This is a genomic window from Sphingomonas hankyongi, from assembly GCF_023516575.1.
GTDB lineage: Bacteria > Pseudomonadota > Alphaproteobacteria > Sphingomonadales > Sphingomonadaceae > Sphingomicrobium > Sphingomicrobium hankyongi.
In genome coordinates, this window is the sequence record NZ_JAMGBE010000003.1 from 599,020 (window position 1) to 614,003 (window position 14,984).

Consider the following 14,984-nt stretch of genomic DNA (forward strand, 5'->3'; position numbering starts at 1 on the left):
GTCGCAAGGGAAGCGAGCGTCAGCGCCCGCGCAACGAATCTCACTCTTCCTCGTCGGTCTCGATCAGCAGCCAATTCGGATCGCGCGAGGAAATGTCGCGACGGAAAGTCCAAAGGTCTCGGGTCTGAACGGCATCGCTCAACGAGCCCGCAACGACCTCGTTGTCGCTGTTGCGGGTCACCGCTGCAATGTCCGCTTCAAAACGTACCGTGACGACCGCTGCCTGCCGCTCGATTGCCGCCTCGGCGATCACGACCTGGTCCATCGCGACCAGGCGATTGTCGAGGACAAGCCCGTCCTTCGAGCGCTGCTCGATCGCACCGGCAAATGTCTCATACACATGATCATCGACGAACGGGCGGAGTGCGGCAGCGTCGCCCCTCCAGAATGCCTCGAGGATAATGCGATATGCCGCTGAAGCACCTTCGAGGAACTTGGCGACGTCGAAGCTCGGGTCGGCAGCAAGCAATGCCCTGACGCCCGGTCCGGCGGTCGGGAGAAACGCCATGTCGCCGGCATCCATGCTTGGGGCGGCCGGCGCCGCGGGTTGCGCGGGTCGAGTCTCGACACGGCCATCGGTGTCAGCCGGCCTCAAGATAGGCTGCTGCTCATGCCCGGTGCGCTCCCCGAGAACGCTGTAGAGCCGAAGCCCAATGAATAGCGCGACGAGCGCAAGGATGACGATAACGGTCAAGCTGTTTCAATCCTGGTCCAAGTTGCCTGACAACATAATGCGCCACTCGTAAAGATTCCAACACTGGGGTAACGCATGAGGCGGCATTGCGCCCCATTTCCGCGACTGCTAGTCGCCGGGCCGCGTAACGCCGCTTCACCAGCGGCTTCCACGACAGCTCAACGTTTTGCAAGGACAGCATTAATGGCGGACCAGGATCCGAACACCGGCGGCAATGGCGCAGCCGCCCCGGCGGATGGCGCACAGTTTTCCGTACTCGCCCAGTATATCAAGGATTTGTCGGTCGAGAATCCGAGCGCGCCGCAAGTCTTCCAGTGGCAGGCGCAGCCGAGCCTCGACGTCCAGTTCCACATCAACGTCGATAAGGTCGCGGACGACGTGCACGAAGTGGCGCTCAAGATCGACGTGACCGCAAAGTCGGAGAACGGCGTACATTTCGTCGTGGATCTCAGCTACGCGGGGCTTTTCGGCATCCGTGGGCTGCCGGACGAAGCGCTGGCCCCGATCCTGCTGGTTGAAGCGCCGAGATTGGTCTTCCCGTTCGCTCGCCAGATCGTCGCCGACGCGGTCTCCAATTCCGGATTCCCGCCGCTGCTGCTCGATCCGATCGACTTCGCCGGAGCTTATGTCGCGCAGGTCGAAGCCGCGCAGCGTGGGGCCGAAGGGAACGGCGGCAACGGTTCGGGCGAACTGCCCGCGACCGAAGGCCCGCAGCAAGCCTGACGAAACCGGCCGAAGCGGGCGCATGAACCTCTTCAAGGCGACCGGCACGATCGGCGGCCTCACGCTTGTGAGCCGCATCGCCGGATTCGCGCGCGAGATGCTGATGTCTCGCGTGATGGGTGCGAGTTGGCAGGCAGATGCCTTCTTCGTCGCCTTCCGCCTGCCCAATACCTTTCGTCGGCTGTTCGGCGAGGGCGCGTTCTCGGCGGGGTTCGTGCCGCTCTATGCGCAGAGACTTCAGGGTCAGAATGGCGAGACGGAGGCGAAAAACTTCTCCGAGGAGATCCTGGCCGTCTTCGTCCCTACGTTGATCCTGTTCACCATCGTTTTCGAGATCATAATGGGACCGTTCGTGTTCCTGATCTCGGGCTATCACGGCGAGAAACTGGCGCTTGCCAGCTTCCTTACGCGGATCACGTTCCCGTACCTGCTGTTGATCAGCCTCGTCTCGCTGTTCTCGGGCATCCTCAACAGCATTGCGCGCTTCACGGCCGCCGCCTTCGCCCCTGCCCTGCTTAACCTCGCGATGCTCACCGCTCTCATCGTCGTCCCGGTCGGCGGGACCACGACAGCCGTGGCCTTGTCCGCCGCCGTCACCGCCGGTGGCGTGCTGCAGCTGTTCCTTCTTCTTGGCGCATGCAAACGCGCTGGGATCGTGCTCAAGCTGCGCAAGCCCAGGATGACCCCGGGTGTCAGGCAGTTCGTCCGCGTGGTCATCCCGGCGACGCTCGGCGCGGGCGTCTATCAGATCAGCGCGTTCATCGACACTTTCTTCCTCGCTCGCATCGGCACCGGATCGCTCAGCTACTTCAACTATGCGGATCGTCTGAACCAGCTTCCCCTTGGGGTGATCGGAGCAGCGCTGGGCACGGCCATTCTTCCCCAAATCAGCAAGCACGTCGGAGCGAACGAGCCCGACAAAGCCGCCCACGTGCAGAGCCAGGCGGCCGAGCTTGCCATGCTGCTCTGCCTGCCCGCGGCACTCGCGCTGGCGGTCAGTGCGGGTCCCCTGGTGTCCGCGCTGTTCCAGGGCGGGCGGTTTACTCCTGAGGATGCGCATCTCACGGCGGTTACCCTGTCCATCGTCGTCCTGGGTCTTCCTGCTTATGTGCTCGTGAAAGTTCTGACCCCGGGCTTCTACTCGCGGCAGGACACTGCGACCCCGGTCAAGATCGCCTGCATCGTGCTCGTCGCCACGGTGGTGCTCAACTTCCTGCTGATCCCGCCCTTCGGGATTGCCGGACTGGCTTCTGCAATCGCGATTTGCTCATGGCTCAACTGCCTGATGCTCTACGTCATCCTGCACCGACGCGGGCATTTCCGGATCCCCCGCTGGCTCGCTTCGCGCGTCGCTCGGCAGATGATCGCCTGCCTAGGCATGGCGGCAGCGCTCTACGCAATTAAGCTCGTAGTAGGCGACTGGTTCAGCGCGTCCCCGGGCAAGCGCCTCATCGGGGTCGTGGCGCTCGTGGGCGGGGGAATGGCCGTATATTTCCCCCTCGTCTGGATTCTCGGCGGAACTGATCGCGAAGAACTCAAAGCCCTGTTCAAGCGGCGGAGGCCATATACCGATGCCGGCTGATGCAAGCATGCGCGTGGTCTCAGGGATCCAGCCTACCGGCGACTTGCACCTCGGAAACCTTCTCGGCGCGATCCTCCGCTGGGTTCGGATGCAGGACGAGGCTGAGTGCCTCTATTTCCTCGCCGATCTTCACTCATTGTCCGAATATATCGAGCCTGATGTCCGGCGCTCCAGCATTCGCGAAATGGCGGCCGCCCTTTTCGCGAGCGGTATCGATCCTTCGAAATCGATTCTCTTCGCGCAAAGCGCTGTCCCGGAACACGCCGAGCTGTGCTGGATCCTCAATGGAACCGCCCGCATGGGCTGGCTGAACCGGATGACGCAATGGAAGGACAAAGCCGGCAAGAATCGGGAAGGCGCGTCTGTCGCCCTGTTTGACTATCCGGTGCTCCAGGCGGCCGATATCTTGCTCTATCGTGCAACGCACGTGCCTGTCGGCGAGGATCAGAAGCAGCATATCGAGCTCACCCGCGACATCGCGCTCAAGTTCAATACCGACTTCGATGTCGACCTCTTCACCCCGCCCGAACCGTTCATTGGCGGCGGTGCCGCGGCCCGCATAATGAGCCTTCGAGACGGCCGATCGAAGATGTCGAAGTCGGACCCGTCGGAGATGAGCCGCATACATCTAACGGACGACGACGACGCTATCGCTCAGAAGGTTCGCAAGGCGAAGACTGACCCGGACCCGCTTCCGGAAGATCCAACTCTTCTCGAGCCGAGGCCCGAAACGAAGAACCTCGTCGGCATCTACGGCGCGGTGACCGGCGAAACGGTCGAACAAGTGCTGGCGCGCTTCGCGGGCCAGGGCTTCGGAGAGTTCAAGCCGGCGCTCGCCGACGCGCTCATCTCGCTCCTTGGTCCGCTCCGCTCGAGGCTCGAGGAATTCCGCCGCGATCCTGACGAGCTCGACCGGATATTGCTGAGTGGCGCCGAACGGGCTCGTGAGCTGGCGGCACCCACCCTTGCGGAAGCATATCGGGCTGTCGGGCTAAAATAACGCTTCATCGACGGTTCAGCGCTAATTGTGCAATAAACGGAAGATCTTCAACCGTTTATCCCGAGTTCCAGGGGACTGAACCATGCGTATCAAAAAACTCGCAACCGCGCTCGCGCTCGGTGTCGCCGCGGTCGGCGTCTCCGGCTGCGCCACCGGACTGAACACCAAGGTCTCACGCTATCAGGCGGCAAGCATTCCGCTTGGCCAGACGTTCTACGTCGTCTCCGACCAAGGGCCGGCAACGCCCGAATTCTATCATTATGCGTCGATGGTCTCGCAGCAGCTGCAGGCGCAGGGTTATCGCCCGGCCGGTGCACCAAGCGTCGCCGACATGCTCGTCAAACTGGATTATGGCGTCGACGAGGGCCGCAAGGAATATGTGGATCAGCCGTACATGGGCGGCTCGCGCTACGGTTGGGGTTCCTACGGTTATGGCTGGCGCGATCCCTTCTTCGATCCGCGCTGGGGCGTTTATTATGGCCGCCCTTATTGGTCGAGCTGGGGCCGCAGCCCCTTCTATTACGGCTGGAACGATCCGTTCTGGTATGCCTCTCCTTATGCCGGTTACGGCCCGTATGGGTATGACCGGATCCGCGAATATACGGTTTACAAGAGCTTCCTCGACATGGACATCGTGCGCCGCGCCGACAACGCGCAACTGTTCGAAGGCCACGCGCAGGCACGATCTCAGACCGACGAGCTTGAGAAACTCGTGCCGAACCTCGTCACGGCCATGTTCACCGGATTTCCGGGAAAGAACGGCGAGACGGTGAAGATCACGGTCCCGGCACGAAAGAACTAATCGGCGCCTTCGCGATACGAAAAAGACGAGGCCCGTCCGAAGCAGGTTCGGGCGGGCCTCTTTTTCCGGCGCTCGGGACGCCTGGAAATTGTGATCTCAGCCTTCGAGCTGGCGTGTCAGCAGCCGAATGTCGGCATCCAGCTCGGCATCGCTTGCCCGCAACTTCTCAATCTGGCGCACCGCATGGATCACCGTGGTGTGATCCCGCCCGCCGAAGCGCCGACCGATGTCCGGCAGCGACTTCGGCGTCAGCTGCTTGGACAGGTACATGGCGACCTGGCGCGGGCGCGCCACCTCCCGCGCGCGCCGCGCCGAGGTCATCTCGGCTTTCCGGATCCGATAATGCTCCGCGACCTGTGTCTGGATCTCGTCGATCGAGATCCGCCGCTGGTTCGCGCGAAGGACGTTGGCCAGCACTTCCTCGACGAACGCTACGTCGATCGTGCGCCCGGTCATCATCGCATAGGCGCCGATGCGATTGAGCGCACCTTCGAGCTCACGGACCGACGAGGTCACTCGCCGCGCAAGGAAATCGATGACATTGCGCGGCATTTCGACGCCCGGAAGCGTCTCCAGCTTGGATACGATGATGTTGAAGCGAAGCTCGTAATCCGCGGCATTGATGTCGGCGACGAGGCCCCAGGAGAGGCGCGACAGGATGCGCGGTGCGATGCCGTCGAGGTCCTGCGGCGCGCGGTCGGACGTGATCACCAGGCGCCGGCCGGCGGTGATGATCTCGTTCATAGTGTGGAAAAATTCTTCCTGAGTAGAATCCTTGCCGGCGATGAACTGGACATCGTCGATGAGCAGCAGGTCCGCGTTGCGAAGGCGCTGCTTGAAACCGATGGTATCGTTTTCCTTCAGCGCGCGAATGAACTCGACCATGAACTTTTCGGCCGACATCGACACCACGCGCGATCCGCGGTTTTGAGCCAGGAAAGCGTGACCGATGGCGTGAAGCAGGTGAGTCTTGCCGCGCCCCGTGCCACCGTGGATGAACAACGGATTGAAGCTGACCGTCTGGGACGTGGCCAAAGTCCGGGCGGCGGTTGCGGCGACTTCGTTCGCCTTGCCCACCACAAAAGTCTCGAACCGATAGCGAGGATCGAAGTTGGGTGTATTCGGATCCCGCTCCGACGGCGCCGGCCCTTCTTCTAGAATCAACAACGGAGCCGGGCGTGGTGCGTCCGCCGCGGCAATCACGCGCACGTCACGAACAATCGGGAGGACCGTCTTCCAGGCAAGCCCGAGACGCTCACCGAAGTGCGAACGCACCCAGTCGGCCATGAACTGGCTCGGCATGACAACATCGAGCGTCCCGCTGTCCGGCTCAAAGGCGCCGAGCTCGGCGGGCTTCAGCCATCCATCGAAGGTTCGCGCCCCGAGATCCTTGCGCAGTCCAATGCGGATCGAGTCCCAAGCTGCCTCGAGGGGAGCCGCGACCGTTGCCGGCTCAGCGACCTCCATAGACGAATTCGTCCCTCCGCCCTGCACTGGCACGCGCCTCCCTCGAACAGCCCCCAGCCGAGACAAAAGGTTCCTGTTGCCCGCGAACGAGTCGCGCGCCCGAGGTTTCTTTTCTCTCTTGCCCCCGGCGCGGATTCGCGCCTGGAACGTTGTTTTTGAGATTGTATGCGGCAGCTTTCAAGTGCCGTTTTTTCATCCAAGTGAAATAATGCGTCTTGACATAGGAATCGCGCCGAAAGTGCGCAAAAATGGCTTCAAACCGCCATTTTCATGGTTATTTTGCCGTTAACTATTGCGCGAATCGCCGGAATTGCTGCATTTTTTTTACGGTCCCGATACGGGACGAGCCGCCGGTCGCCCGGCGGCTCGCATTAGACCCGACTTCGCGGCTGTCTTTAGCCGAGAGAAGCAACCCTCTTGGACAAACGGGAAAATTTCCGCGCGGCCGTGTTTTTGTGGATAACCCCGCGAGCGACTCCGCGCGCCATCTCTGGCTGAACTTGCTTCAGCGCCTCGGCGGCTTCCGCCTTCTTGCCCGCCGCAATCGCCGACTCGACGGCCTTGATGAAGGTGCGGACGCGGCTGATGCGCGAATGGTTGATCGTGGCGCGGGTGGCGTTGCGACGAATGCGCTTCTTGGCCTGCGGCGTGTTCGCCATGATATTCCTCTAGCTCAATGAAAAAGCGGCGCGGCTCGCCCATAACAGGCTGGCTCGCACCGACGTGGCGTCCCCCTAACCGCAAGCGCCTTGAAGGTCAACGCTGACACCGGGGGCAATAGAATGTCGATCGTCCGCCCTGCACGATTCGCCTGACCGTGCCGCCGCACGCGCACGATTTGCCTTCGCGGCCATAGACCGCGAACGACTTCGAAAAATAGCCCAGCTCCCCTTCCGGACTGGCGAAGTCGCGAAGCGTCGAACCGCCTGCGTCGATCGCTTCCTCAATGACTTGCCTGATCGCAGGGACAAGGCGTCGCACCCGTTCGAGCGATAACGACCCACCAGCGCGACGCGGATGGATTCCTGCGCGGTACAAAGCCTCGCACACATAGATGTTGCCGAGCCCCGCTACGATGGTCTGGTCGAGGAGGAGGAGCTTGATCGCAGCGGTTCGGCCCCGAAGATTCTTGCGGAGATTATCTGGCGTAAGCTCGAGGGGCTCCGGTCCGAGGGCCTTGAAGGGCGGCCATTCGCCAACCTGCTCCGTAGGCATCAGATCGAGCGAACCGAAGCGGCGCGCATCATTCAGCGTTAGCCTCGTCCCCTCGTCTGTCTCCATCAGCAAGTGGTCGTGCTTTTCGACCTCCTGCGGGTCGATGCGCCACCTTCCGGACATGCCGAGGTGGAAGATCAAAGTGTCGCCGCGATCGGTATCGATGAGCCCGTATTTCGCGCGCCTTCGAAGTCCGATGACGCGCGCGCCGGTCAGCCGCTGGCCTAGGTCGACTGGCAGCGCGCGGCGAAGGTCTGGCCTACGCGCTTCGACCCTCGCAATCCGTCGCCCTCGGAGGACGCGCTCCAGACCGCGAACGGTCGTTTCGACTTCGGGAAGCTCTGGCATGTCGACCGGCGATATGGCGGAGCCGCATCAAGCCCGCTAGAGCCGCCAGCGCTATGGAAGAACGGGTCAATTTCGGAGACGAGCTGGTCACCCGCGACGAGAAGACCCGGCGCGTCAGCGCCGTGTTCAGCTCCGTCGCCCGCAGCTACGACATGATGAACGACCTGATGTCCGGCGGCATGCACCGGCTCTGGAAGGATCGGTTCGTGGCGCGCGCGAAGCCTCGCATCGGCGAGCATGTCCTGGACATGGCCGGAGGCACCGGAGACGTCGCATTCCGCATGGCTCGCCGAGGAGCGCATGTGACCGTGGCGGACATCAATGCCGACATGCTGGAGGTCGGCAAGCACCGAGCCGAAGCGCAAGGCCTTCGAGGCCTCAGCTGGGAAGTCCAGAACGCGGAGGCGCTGACCTTCACTAGCGGGAAGTTCGACGCGTACACGATTGTATTCGGAATTCGGAACGTGACCGACATCCCTGCAGCCCTTCGGGAGGCCCATCGCGTGCTCAAACGCGGGGGGCGCTTCTACTGCATGGAGTTCTCCACCAGCGATTGGCCAGGCTTTTCGAAAGCCTACTCCCTGTGGGCAGACAATGTGATCCCCAAGCTCGGCAAGGCCTTCGCCGACGATGAGGAAAGCTATCGCTACCTGGTGGAAAGCATCCGCCGCTTCCCGCGGCCCGAAGCGTTTCGGCGAATGGTCGGCGAAGCTGGCTTCACGCGGGCTTCCGCCGAGCCGATGCTGGGCGGACTGGTGACCATACATTCGGGTTGGAAGATTTGACGACCAGCGCAACCCATTTGTGGCGTTTGTTGAAGTGGGGCCGGACGCTGGCTCGGCATGGCGCGTTGCGCGGTATCGAGGAAGATCCGATGACGCCGCCCCCGGTGCGCCGGCTCGCCCGGATTGCACGGTTCGGCGCCAGGATACCGCCCACTCCGGATTATGCCGCGGCGCTTGTTGCCATCGGCCCAGCCGCGATCAAGCTGGGCCAGGCCCTGTCCACACGTCCGGACCTGGTCGGCGACCGGGCGGCCGAAAACTTATCCCAGCTCCAGGACGACCTTCCGCCCGCCCCCTTCGCAGCAATCAAGCAAACGATCGAAAGCTCCTTCGGCGCGAAGCTCGAGGAGCTTTTCACCAAATTCGACGAAGTCCCCGTCGGAGCTGCATCCATCGCCCAGGTCCACCGCGCCGTTACGACAGAGGGACGTGAAGTCGCCGTCAAGGTTTTGCGACCCGGCATCGAAGAGGAATTCGCAAAGGCGATCGAGACCTACGAATGGGCGGCAGCCCACGTCGAGCGTTACGGCGGAGAGGCTCAGCGGCTGAGGCCGCGAATGGTGGTTGCTCAGTTTCGGGTTTGGACCGCGCGCGAACTCGACCTCCAGCGTGAAGCGGCATCGGCGTCTGAGCTTCGGGAAAACATGGTCGCCGAGCCGGGCTTTTACGTACCGGAAATCGACTGGCGGAGAACCGCGCGGCGAGTCCTCACGCTGGAATGGCTGGACGGCATCAAGCTCAACGAGCGCGAGGCGCTGATCGAGGCCGATCAGGACTGCAAGACGCTCGCAGCGACACTGGTCCGCGCCTTCCTCCGCCAGGCCGTGGTCGACGGCTTCTTCCATGCAGATTTGCATCACGGGAATCTTTTCGCGCTCCGAGACGGCCGGATCGCCGCGATCGACTTCGGGATCATGGGCCGGATCGACCGCCGCGCCCGCGTCTGGCTCGCGGAGATCCTCTACGGTCTCATTACCGGCGATTACCGGCGCGTCGCCGAAATCCATTTCGAAGCGCAATATGTTCCGGCTCATCACAATGTCGAAGAATTCGCCACCGCCCTTCGCGCTGCAGGCGAGCCCATCAGGGGCCTTCCAGTGAAGGACATCTCGGTCGGGCGTATGCTGGAAAGCCTGTTCTCTATCACCCGCGATTTCGACATGCCGACCCAGCCGCATCTCCTTCTTCTGCAAAAGACAATGGTGATGAACGAGGGCGTCGCGACCGCGCTCGATCCGGACATCAACATGTGGGAGACCGCGGAGCCGTTCCTTCGCGAGTGGCTCCGCTCCGAGCTCGGACCCGAAGCATATTATGCCGACCGCATCATCGAGATCGTGCGTGCTGCGAAGAAGCTGCCAGAGCTGGTCGAGCGTATCGACTATTACTATCCGCCTCCGGGGGCTGCACCGCCTGCTCCTCCTCTCCCCGATATCGCTGTCATGGAGCAAAGGCACGGATGGGGCTACGCCCTGGCAGCGGTCGCGGGCGCCATTGTCGCCGCACTGCTGATGATTGTGCTAGGCTGAGCCCATGGCCCATGTTCTGCTGGTCGTTGGCGGAGGCATCGCTGCCTACAAGTCGCTCGAATTGGTGCGGCTACTGAAAAAGGCCGGTCATCAAGTGACGCCCGTCCTCACCAAGGGCGGCGAGCATTTCGTCACGGCGATGAGCCTGGGAACGCTAGCCGAAAGTCCCGTCCATTCTTCGCTTTGGGAGCTGAAGGACGAGGTTGAGATCGGGCACATCCAACTTTCGCGATCCGCGGACTTCATCCTCGTCTGCCCGGCCACCGCCGATCTGCTCGCCAAGATGGCGGCGGGCATGGCCGACGATCTTGCGACGACGCTCCTGCTCGCGACCGATAAGCCCGTCGTGGTTGCGCCGGCGATGAACGTGCGCATGTGGCTTCATCCGGCCACGCTGAGGAATATCGCCCAGCTTAAAGCTGATGGGGTGCGCGTGCTCGATCCGGACGAAGGCGAGATGGCCTGCGGAGAGTTCGGACCCGGGCGCTTGCCCGAACCGCAGGACATATTCGATCGCCTGGCCGACCTGCTGAAGTGACTCTCGTCGGGAAGCATATTCTTGTCACGGCTGGGCCGACCCATGAGCCGATCGATCCGGTTCGCGTGATCGCAAATCGATCCTCCGGCCGCCAAGGGTTCGCAATCGCCGAGGCAGCCGTAGAGTTGGGCGGACGGGTCACGCTGGTGGCGGGTCCAGTCGCCCTCGTCACTCCGCCAGGAGTCGATCGGGTGGATGTAGAGACCGCCGAACAAATGGCGGATGCCGTCATGACGTCATTGCCGGCCGACGCGGCAATCCTCGTCGCAGCCGTCGCCGACTGGCGGGTCGAGCCAGCAACTACGAAGCTCAAAAAGGGCGACGGACCGCCGAAGCTGAAGTTCGTGCCTACTCGCGACATTCTGGCGGAGCTTGGCAGTAGCGATCGACGTCCTCGCCTTCTCGTCGGCTTTGCTGCCGAGACCGAGAGGGTGGTCGAACGGGCGATTGCGAAGCAGATTGCGAAACGGGCGGACTGGATCGTGGCCAACGACGTGTCGGGCGACGTTATGGGCGGACGTCGCAACCGCGTTCACCTCGTGACTTCCGACGGCGTCGAGGATTGGCCCGAAGCAAGCAAGGAAGAGGTTGCACGGCGGCTGATCGCGCGCGTGGCCGCCGCGTTAGGCTGAGCCGCAGCTCTTGCACGCCGGGTCCGCCGGTATGCGAATCGCGCGCCAACCCAGCGTGTCGCCCTGGAACAGGTGCAGCGTGCCAGCCTGGTCGCCGCCGATCCCGACGAGAAAGTTGATGGCGAGAAGCGCCGCGAAGCCACCGACAGTGGCGGTCAGCGCTCCGAGCACGCCAAGCTCCGCGCAATTGTCGCAATTTTCAGTGTCAAAGGCATCGCCGACAAAGCAGCGATAGCAAGGCCGTGCGTGAAATAGTCCGACCTGCCCCTGGAACTGCACCGCAGCGGCGGCGAGCAACGGGATGCCGAGTTGCACGCAAGCGTCGTTGACGGTCAGCCGCGTAGCGAAATTATCGCTGCCGTCGATGACGAGGTCGTGCGCGGCGATCAGGTTCTTAGCATTGTCGCGGTCGATCCGCGCGCAAACCGCTTGAGCCGCGACGAAGTGGTTGAGTTCATGCACGAACTCAGCGGCAACTTCCGCCTTGCGCTTTCCCTGGTCGCTCTCCGAGTAAAGCGGCTGCCGATGCAGATTGGCAATTTCGACGCTATCGTCGTCGACAATGGTAATCGTCCCGACGCCTGCGCCGGCGAGCGCCGGGATCACCGCACTTCCGATCCCGCCCGCGCCGATCACCGCAACTTTCGCCGCCTTGAGCCTTCGCTGGCCGATGCCGCCGACTTGCGGCAGCACGATGTGCCGCGCGTATCGCTCCAGTTCCTCGTCCGAGAGGCTCACCGGCCCGTGGAACCGAAGCCCCCTGCGCCCCGGCTCGTCTCGCTGAGTTCTATGACTTCGCTGAAATGCGCCTTCGTGACGACGGCGGGCACCAGTTGGGCGATCCGCTCCCCGCGCCGCACTTCGAAGGCCTCGCTGCCAAGATTCGCCAGGATGACCTTCACCTCGCCGCGGTAATCGTGATCGATCGTGCCGGGCGTGTTGAGGCAGGTGATGCCATGCTTCAGCGCAAGGCCAGACCGGGGTCGCACCTGCACTTCATATCCCTCCGGGATCGCAATCGAGAAACCGGTGGCCACTGCGTGCCGTTCGCCCGGGTGAAGCGTCCGGTCTTCGGCAGCCACGACATCGAGACCGGCGGCGCCTTCCGTTGCATATCCCGGGATCGGCAGGCCTTCGCCGTGCGGCAGTCGCTGAAGCTGGATTTCGATCACTTCGTCTTCTTCCGTGTGGGTTTGCGTCCGCCCTTCTTCTTTGGCGGACCTTTCGCAGCCCGCTCATCGATCAGGCGAACGGCTTCGTCCAGCGTGACCGCCTTCGGATCGGCGCCCCGCGGAAGCGTCGCGTTGGTCGTTCCATCGGTGACGTACGGGCCATAGCGGCCCGCCATGACCTTGATCTCACCGCCGCTAGTGGGATGGGCGCCCAGAACCGCTACGGGCTCGCGCGAAGCTCCGCGCTGCCGCCCGCCACCGGTAGCCGCGTCGGCAAGCTTGGAGACGGCCGCGTTCATGCCGGTTTCAAAGACCTCGGCGGTCGAGCCCAGCTTCGCATATTTACCGTCATGGGCGAGGTACGGACCATAGCGGCCGATCGACGCAGTGATCGGCTTTCCAGTCTCCGGATGGGGGCCGATCTCACGGGGTAGCGAGAGCAGGCGCTCGGCAATCTCGGCATCGACATCCGAAAGCGGCACATCCTTCGGGATCGAGGCGCGTTTATCGTCGCGCTCGACATAGGGGCCGAAGCGTCCGCTCTTGAGCATGATGCCGTCCCCGAGGTCCGTCGGACCGTCGTTTTGTGCCTGATCGCCCGACTGCCCAAACTTCTGGGTGTACTTGCAGTCGGGATAGTTGGAGCAGGCGATGAAGGCTCCGAACTTTCCGCCACGAAGCGAAAGCTTCCCATTGCCGCATTGCGGGCAGATGCGCGGATCGCTGCCGTCGGCACGGGCGGGGTAGAGCCAGGGCGCAAGAAACTCGTCCAGAGCCTGCGTGATCTCGCTCGGCTTTTGGTCCATGACTTCGCCGGCCTTCGGCTTGAAGTCGCGCCAGAAGTCATCGAGCAGCTTTTCCCAATTCAGCCTTCCGCCGGAAACGTCGTCGAGCTCTTCTTCCAGCTCAGCAGTATAATCGTAGCTCACGTATCGCTCGAAGAATCGCTCGAGGAAGGCAGTCACCAGTCGGCCGCTCTCCTCGGGCACGAAGCGCCCCTTGTCGACGCGGACATATTCACGGTCCTTGAGCGTCTGCAGCGTTGCCGCGTAGGTGGAGGGCCGGCCGATACCCAGCTCCTCGAGGCGCTTGACCAGGCTCGCTTCGGAATAGCGCGGCGGCGGCTGCGTGAAATGCTGCGTCGCGTCGACCCCCGTCTTCGCCGGCGTATCGCCTTGCCGTAGGACGGGCATCCGGGCGCCGTCCTCATCGTCGCCCCTGTCGTCACGGCCTTCTTCGTAGAGCGCGAGATAACCAGGGAAGAGCACCACCTGGCCGGAAGCGCGAAGCACCGCCCTGCCCGCTCCATCGCTGAGCTCCACGGTCGTCCGCTCGAGGCGCGCAGACGCCATCTGGCTTGCGAGCGCACGGTTATAGACCAGCTCATATAGACGCCCATGGTCGCCGGAAGCTGCACGAGCGCGGCTGAAATCCGTGGGACGGATTGCTTCGTGGGCCTCTTGCGCGTTTTTCGCCTTCGTTTGGTAGACCCGCGGCTTGTCGGGAACGAAGCCGGAATCGTAGCGGCTTGCGATCGCCCGGCGGGCGGCGCTGACCGCCTCAGGCGCCATGTCGACCCCGTCGGTTCGCATGTAGGTTATCAACCCTTCCTCGTAGAGGCTCTGGGCAACTCGCATCGTATGGCTGGCGGAAAAGCCCAGCTTGCGCGCTGCCTCCTGCTGCAGGGTCGACGTCGTGAACGGTGGCGGAGGGTTCTTGGCGAATGGCTTCGTCTCGACCGCGGACACGCTGAATCGACCGGCTTCGACGGCAGCCTTGGCGGCGTCGGCGTCAGCCCTGGTGCCGATCGTCAGGCGATCGATCTTCTGTCCGTCGAGATGAACCAGCCGCGCTGTGAAATGCTGCCCATCCGTTTCGAACGTAGCGCTGACCTGCCAATATTCCTGCGGTCGGAAGATTTCGATCTCACGCTCGCGATCCACGATCAGGCGCAGTGCAACCGATTGAACGCGGCCGGCCGATTTCGCGCCGGGAAGCTTGCGCCAGAGGATCGGCGACAATGTGAATCCGACGAGATAATCGAGAGCGCGGCGAGCCCGATAGGCGTCGATCAAATCCTCATCGAGGCCACGCGGGTTCTTCATCGCTTCGCTGACGGCAGAATTGGTGATCGCATTGAAGGTCACCCGCTGCACTTCGGGCGGTAGCGCCTTCTTTTGCCGCAGGACCTCCTGGACATGCCAGCTGATCGCTTCGCCCTCGCGATCGGGGTCGGTCGCCAGGATGAGTGCGTCGGCCTTCCTGGCCTCCTCGGTAATTGCCTTCAGCTGCTTCGACCGATCAGGCGATACCTGCCATTGCATGGCAAACCCTTGATCCGGATCGACCGAGCCGTCCTTGGGAGGCAGGTCGCGCACATGTCCAAAGGACGCGAGCACACGATGCCCGCTTCCGAGATACTTCTCGATTGTCTTCGCCTTGGCCGGCGATTCCACGACGACCAGCTTCATGCATTTCCCTCACGCATACGCGTAAA

General features: G+C 62.8%; 13 protein-coding genes and 1 pseudogene. 7 read left to right on the forward strand and 7 right to left on the reverse strand.

Annotation, left to right across the window (positions count from 1 at the left end; all coding sequences use genetic code 11):
• Nucleotides 1-40: 40 nt before the first annotated feature.
• The gene (locus LZ538_RS11535; protein WP_249832149.1) at nt 41-694 is read right to left on the reverse strand and encodes a Tim44/TimA family putative adaptor protein; all 654 of its coding nucleotides are present in this window, start codon (nt 692-694) and stop codon (nt 41-43) included.
• Between the two features lie 183 nt (nt 695-877).
• Here LZ538_RS11535 and secB point away from each other — a divergent pair, with 183 nt between their 5' ends.
• From secB to LZ538_RS11555, 4 genes are all read left to right on the forward strand, one after another.
• Nucleotides 878-1,417 (forward strand): protein-export chaperone SecB, encoded by a 540-nt coding sequence (gene secB, locus LZ538_RS11540; protein ID WP_249832150.1) that lies wholly within the window; start codon nt 878-880, stop codon nt 1,415-1,417.
• A 22-nt stretch (nt 1,418-1,439) separates the two neighbouring features.
• On the forward strand, nt 1,440-2,999 hold the full coding sequence (gene murJ / locus LZ538_RS11545; RefSeq protein ID WP_249832151.1) for a murein biosynthesis integral membrane protein MurJ: 1,560 nt from the start codon (nt 1,440-1,442) through the stop codon (nt 2,997-2,999).
• A gap of 7 nt (nt 3,000-3,006) precedes the next feature.
• The gene (gene trpS / locus LZ538_RS11550; RefSeq protein WP_249832224.1) at nt 3,007-3,999 is read left to right on the forward strand and encodes a tryptophan--tRNA ligase; all 993 of its coding nucleotides are present in this window, start codon (nt 3,007-3,009) and stop codon (nt 3,997-3,999) included.
• An 82-nt stretch (nt 4,000-4,081) separates the two neighbouring features.
• Nucleotides 4,082-4,801 (forward strand): DUF4136 domain-containing protein, encoded by a 720-nt coding sequence (locus tag LZ538_RS11555; RefSeq protein WP_249832152.1) that lies wholly within the window; start codon nt 4,082-4,084, stop codon nt 4,799-4,801.
• Nucleotides 4,802-4,897: 96 nt separating this feature from the next.
• Here LZ538_RS11555 and dnaA read toward each other — a convergent pair whose 3' ends face one another.
• The 3 genes from dnaA to mutM all read right to left on the reverse strand — a co-directional run bounded on the left by dnaA (nt 4,898) and on the right by mutM (nt 7,831).
• Nucleotides 4,898-6,268, reverse strand: coding sequence for a chromosomal replication initiator protein DnaA (gene dnaA / locus LZ538_RS11560; protein WP_249832153.1), 1,371 nt, complete (start codon nt 6,266-6,268; stop codon nt 4,898-4,900).
• Between the two features lie 395 nt (nt 6,269-6,663).
• Complete coding sequence (gene rpsT / locus LZ538_RS11565; RefSeq protein ID WP_249832154.1) at nt 6,664-6,927, reverse strand: 30S ribosomal protein S20; 264 nt, start codon at nt 6,925-6,927, stop codon at nt 6,664-6,666.
• A 97-nt stretch (nt 6,928-7,024) separates the two neighbouring features.
• On the reverse strand, nt 7,025-7,831 hold the full coding sequence (mutM, locus tag LZ538_RS11570; RefSeq protein WP_249832155.1) for a bifunctional DNA-formamidopyrimidine glycosylase/DNA-(apurinic or apyrimidinic site) lyase: 807 nt from the start codon (nt 7,829-7,831) through the stop codon (nt 7,025-7,027).
• A 53-nt stretch (nt 7,832-7,884) separates the two neighbouring features.
• On the opposite strand from mutM, the gene LZ538_RS11575 reads away from it, so the two are divergent.
• From LZ538_RS11575 to coaBC, 3 genes and pseudogenes are all read left to right on the forward strand, one after another.
• Entirely contained in the window at nt 7,885-8,616 is a 732-nt protein-coding gene (locus tag LZ538_RS11575; protein ID WP_249832156.1) for a class I SAM-dependent methyltransferase, read from the forward strand.
• Nucleotides 8,613-10,145 (forward strand): 2-polyprenylphenol 6-hydroxylase, encoded by a 1,533-nt coding sequence (gene ubiB, locus LZ538_RS11580; protein ID WP_249832157.1) that lies wholly within the window; start codon nt 8,613-8,615, stop codon nt 10,143-10,145. The genes LZ538_RS11575 and ubiB overlap by 4 nt, the downstream gene beginning before the upstream one ends.
• Nucleotides 10,146-10,149: 4 nt before the next feature.
• Nucleotides 10,150-11,315: pseudogene (coaBC, locus tag LZ538_RS11585) on the forward strand (bifunctional phosphopantothenoylcysteine decarboxylase/phosphopantothenate--cysteine ligase CoaBC).
• On the opposite strand, the gene LZ538_RS11590 reads toward coaBC, so the two are convergent.
• The 3 genes from LZ538_RS11590 to topA are packed head-to-tail and all read right to left on the reverse strand — an operon-like array spanning nt 11,307 to nt 14,958.
• Nucleotides 11,307-12,053, reverse strand: a complete 747-nt coding sequence (locus tag LZ538_RS11590) for a HesA/MoeB/ThiF family protein (RefSeq protein WP_249832158.1) — start codon at nt 12,051-12,053, stop codon at nt 11,307-11,309. The pseudogene coaBC and the gene LZ538_RS11590 overlap by 9 nt on opposite strands.
• Nucleotides 12,050-12,487 carry a dUTP diphosphatase gene (gene dut, locus LZ538_RS11595; RefSeq protein ID WP_249832159.1) on the reverse strand — a complete coding sequence of 146 codons (438 nt, stop codon included), beginning with the start codon at nt 12,485-12,487 and terminating at the stop codon, nt 12,050-12,052. Before dut ends, LZ538_RS11590 begins: the two co-directional genes overlap by 4 nt.
• On the reverse strand, nt 12,484-14,958 hold the full coding sequence (gene topA / locus LZ538_RS11600) for a type I DNA topoisomerase (protein WP_249832160.1): 2,475 nt from the start codon (nt 14,956-14,958) through the stop codon (nt 12,484-12,486). Before topA ends, dut begins: the two co-directional genes overlap by 4 nt.
• Nucleotides 14,959-14,984 lie beyond the last annotated feature (26 nt).

Excerpts from the sequence above, each read along its gene's own strand:
- LZ538_RS11575 (WP_249832156.1), top strand. The coding sequence starts at position 7,885 with ATGGAAGAACGGGTCAATTTCGGAGACGAGCTGGTCACCCGCGACGAG.
- LZ538_RS11555 (WP_249832152.1), top strand. The coding sequence starts at position 4,082 with ATGCGTATCAAAAAACTCGCAACCGCGCTCGCGCTCGGTGTCGCCGCG.
- rpsT (WP_249832154.1), bottom strand. The coding sequence starts at position 6,927 with ATGGCGAACACGCCGCAGGCCAAGAAGCGCATTCGTCGCAACGCCACC.
- murJ (WP_249832151.1), top strand. The coding sequence starts at position 1,440 with ATGAACCTCTTCAAGGCGACCGGCACGATCGGCGGCCTCACGCTTGTG.
- topA (WP_249832160.1), bottom strand. The coding sequence starts at position 14,958 with ATGAAGCTGGTCGTCGTGGAATCGCCGGCCAAGGCGAAGACAATCGAG.
- dnaA (WP_249832153.1), bottom strand. The coding sequence starts at position 6,268 with ATGGAGGTCGCTGAGCCGGCAACGGTCGCGGCTCCCCTCGAGGCAGCT.
- trpS (WP_249832224.1), top strand. The coding sequence starts at position 3,007 with ATGCGCGTGGTCTCAGGGATCCAGCCTACCGGCGACTTGCACCTCGGA.
- mutM (WP_249832155.1), bottom strand. The coding sequence starts at position 7,831 with ATGCCAGAGCTTCCCGAAGTCGAAACGACCGTTCGCGGTCTGGAGCGC.
- secB (WP_249832150.1), top strand. The coding sequence starts at position 878 with ATGGCGGACCAGGATCCGAACACCGGCGGCAATGGCGCAGCCGCCCCG.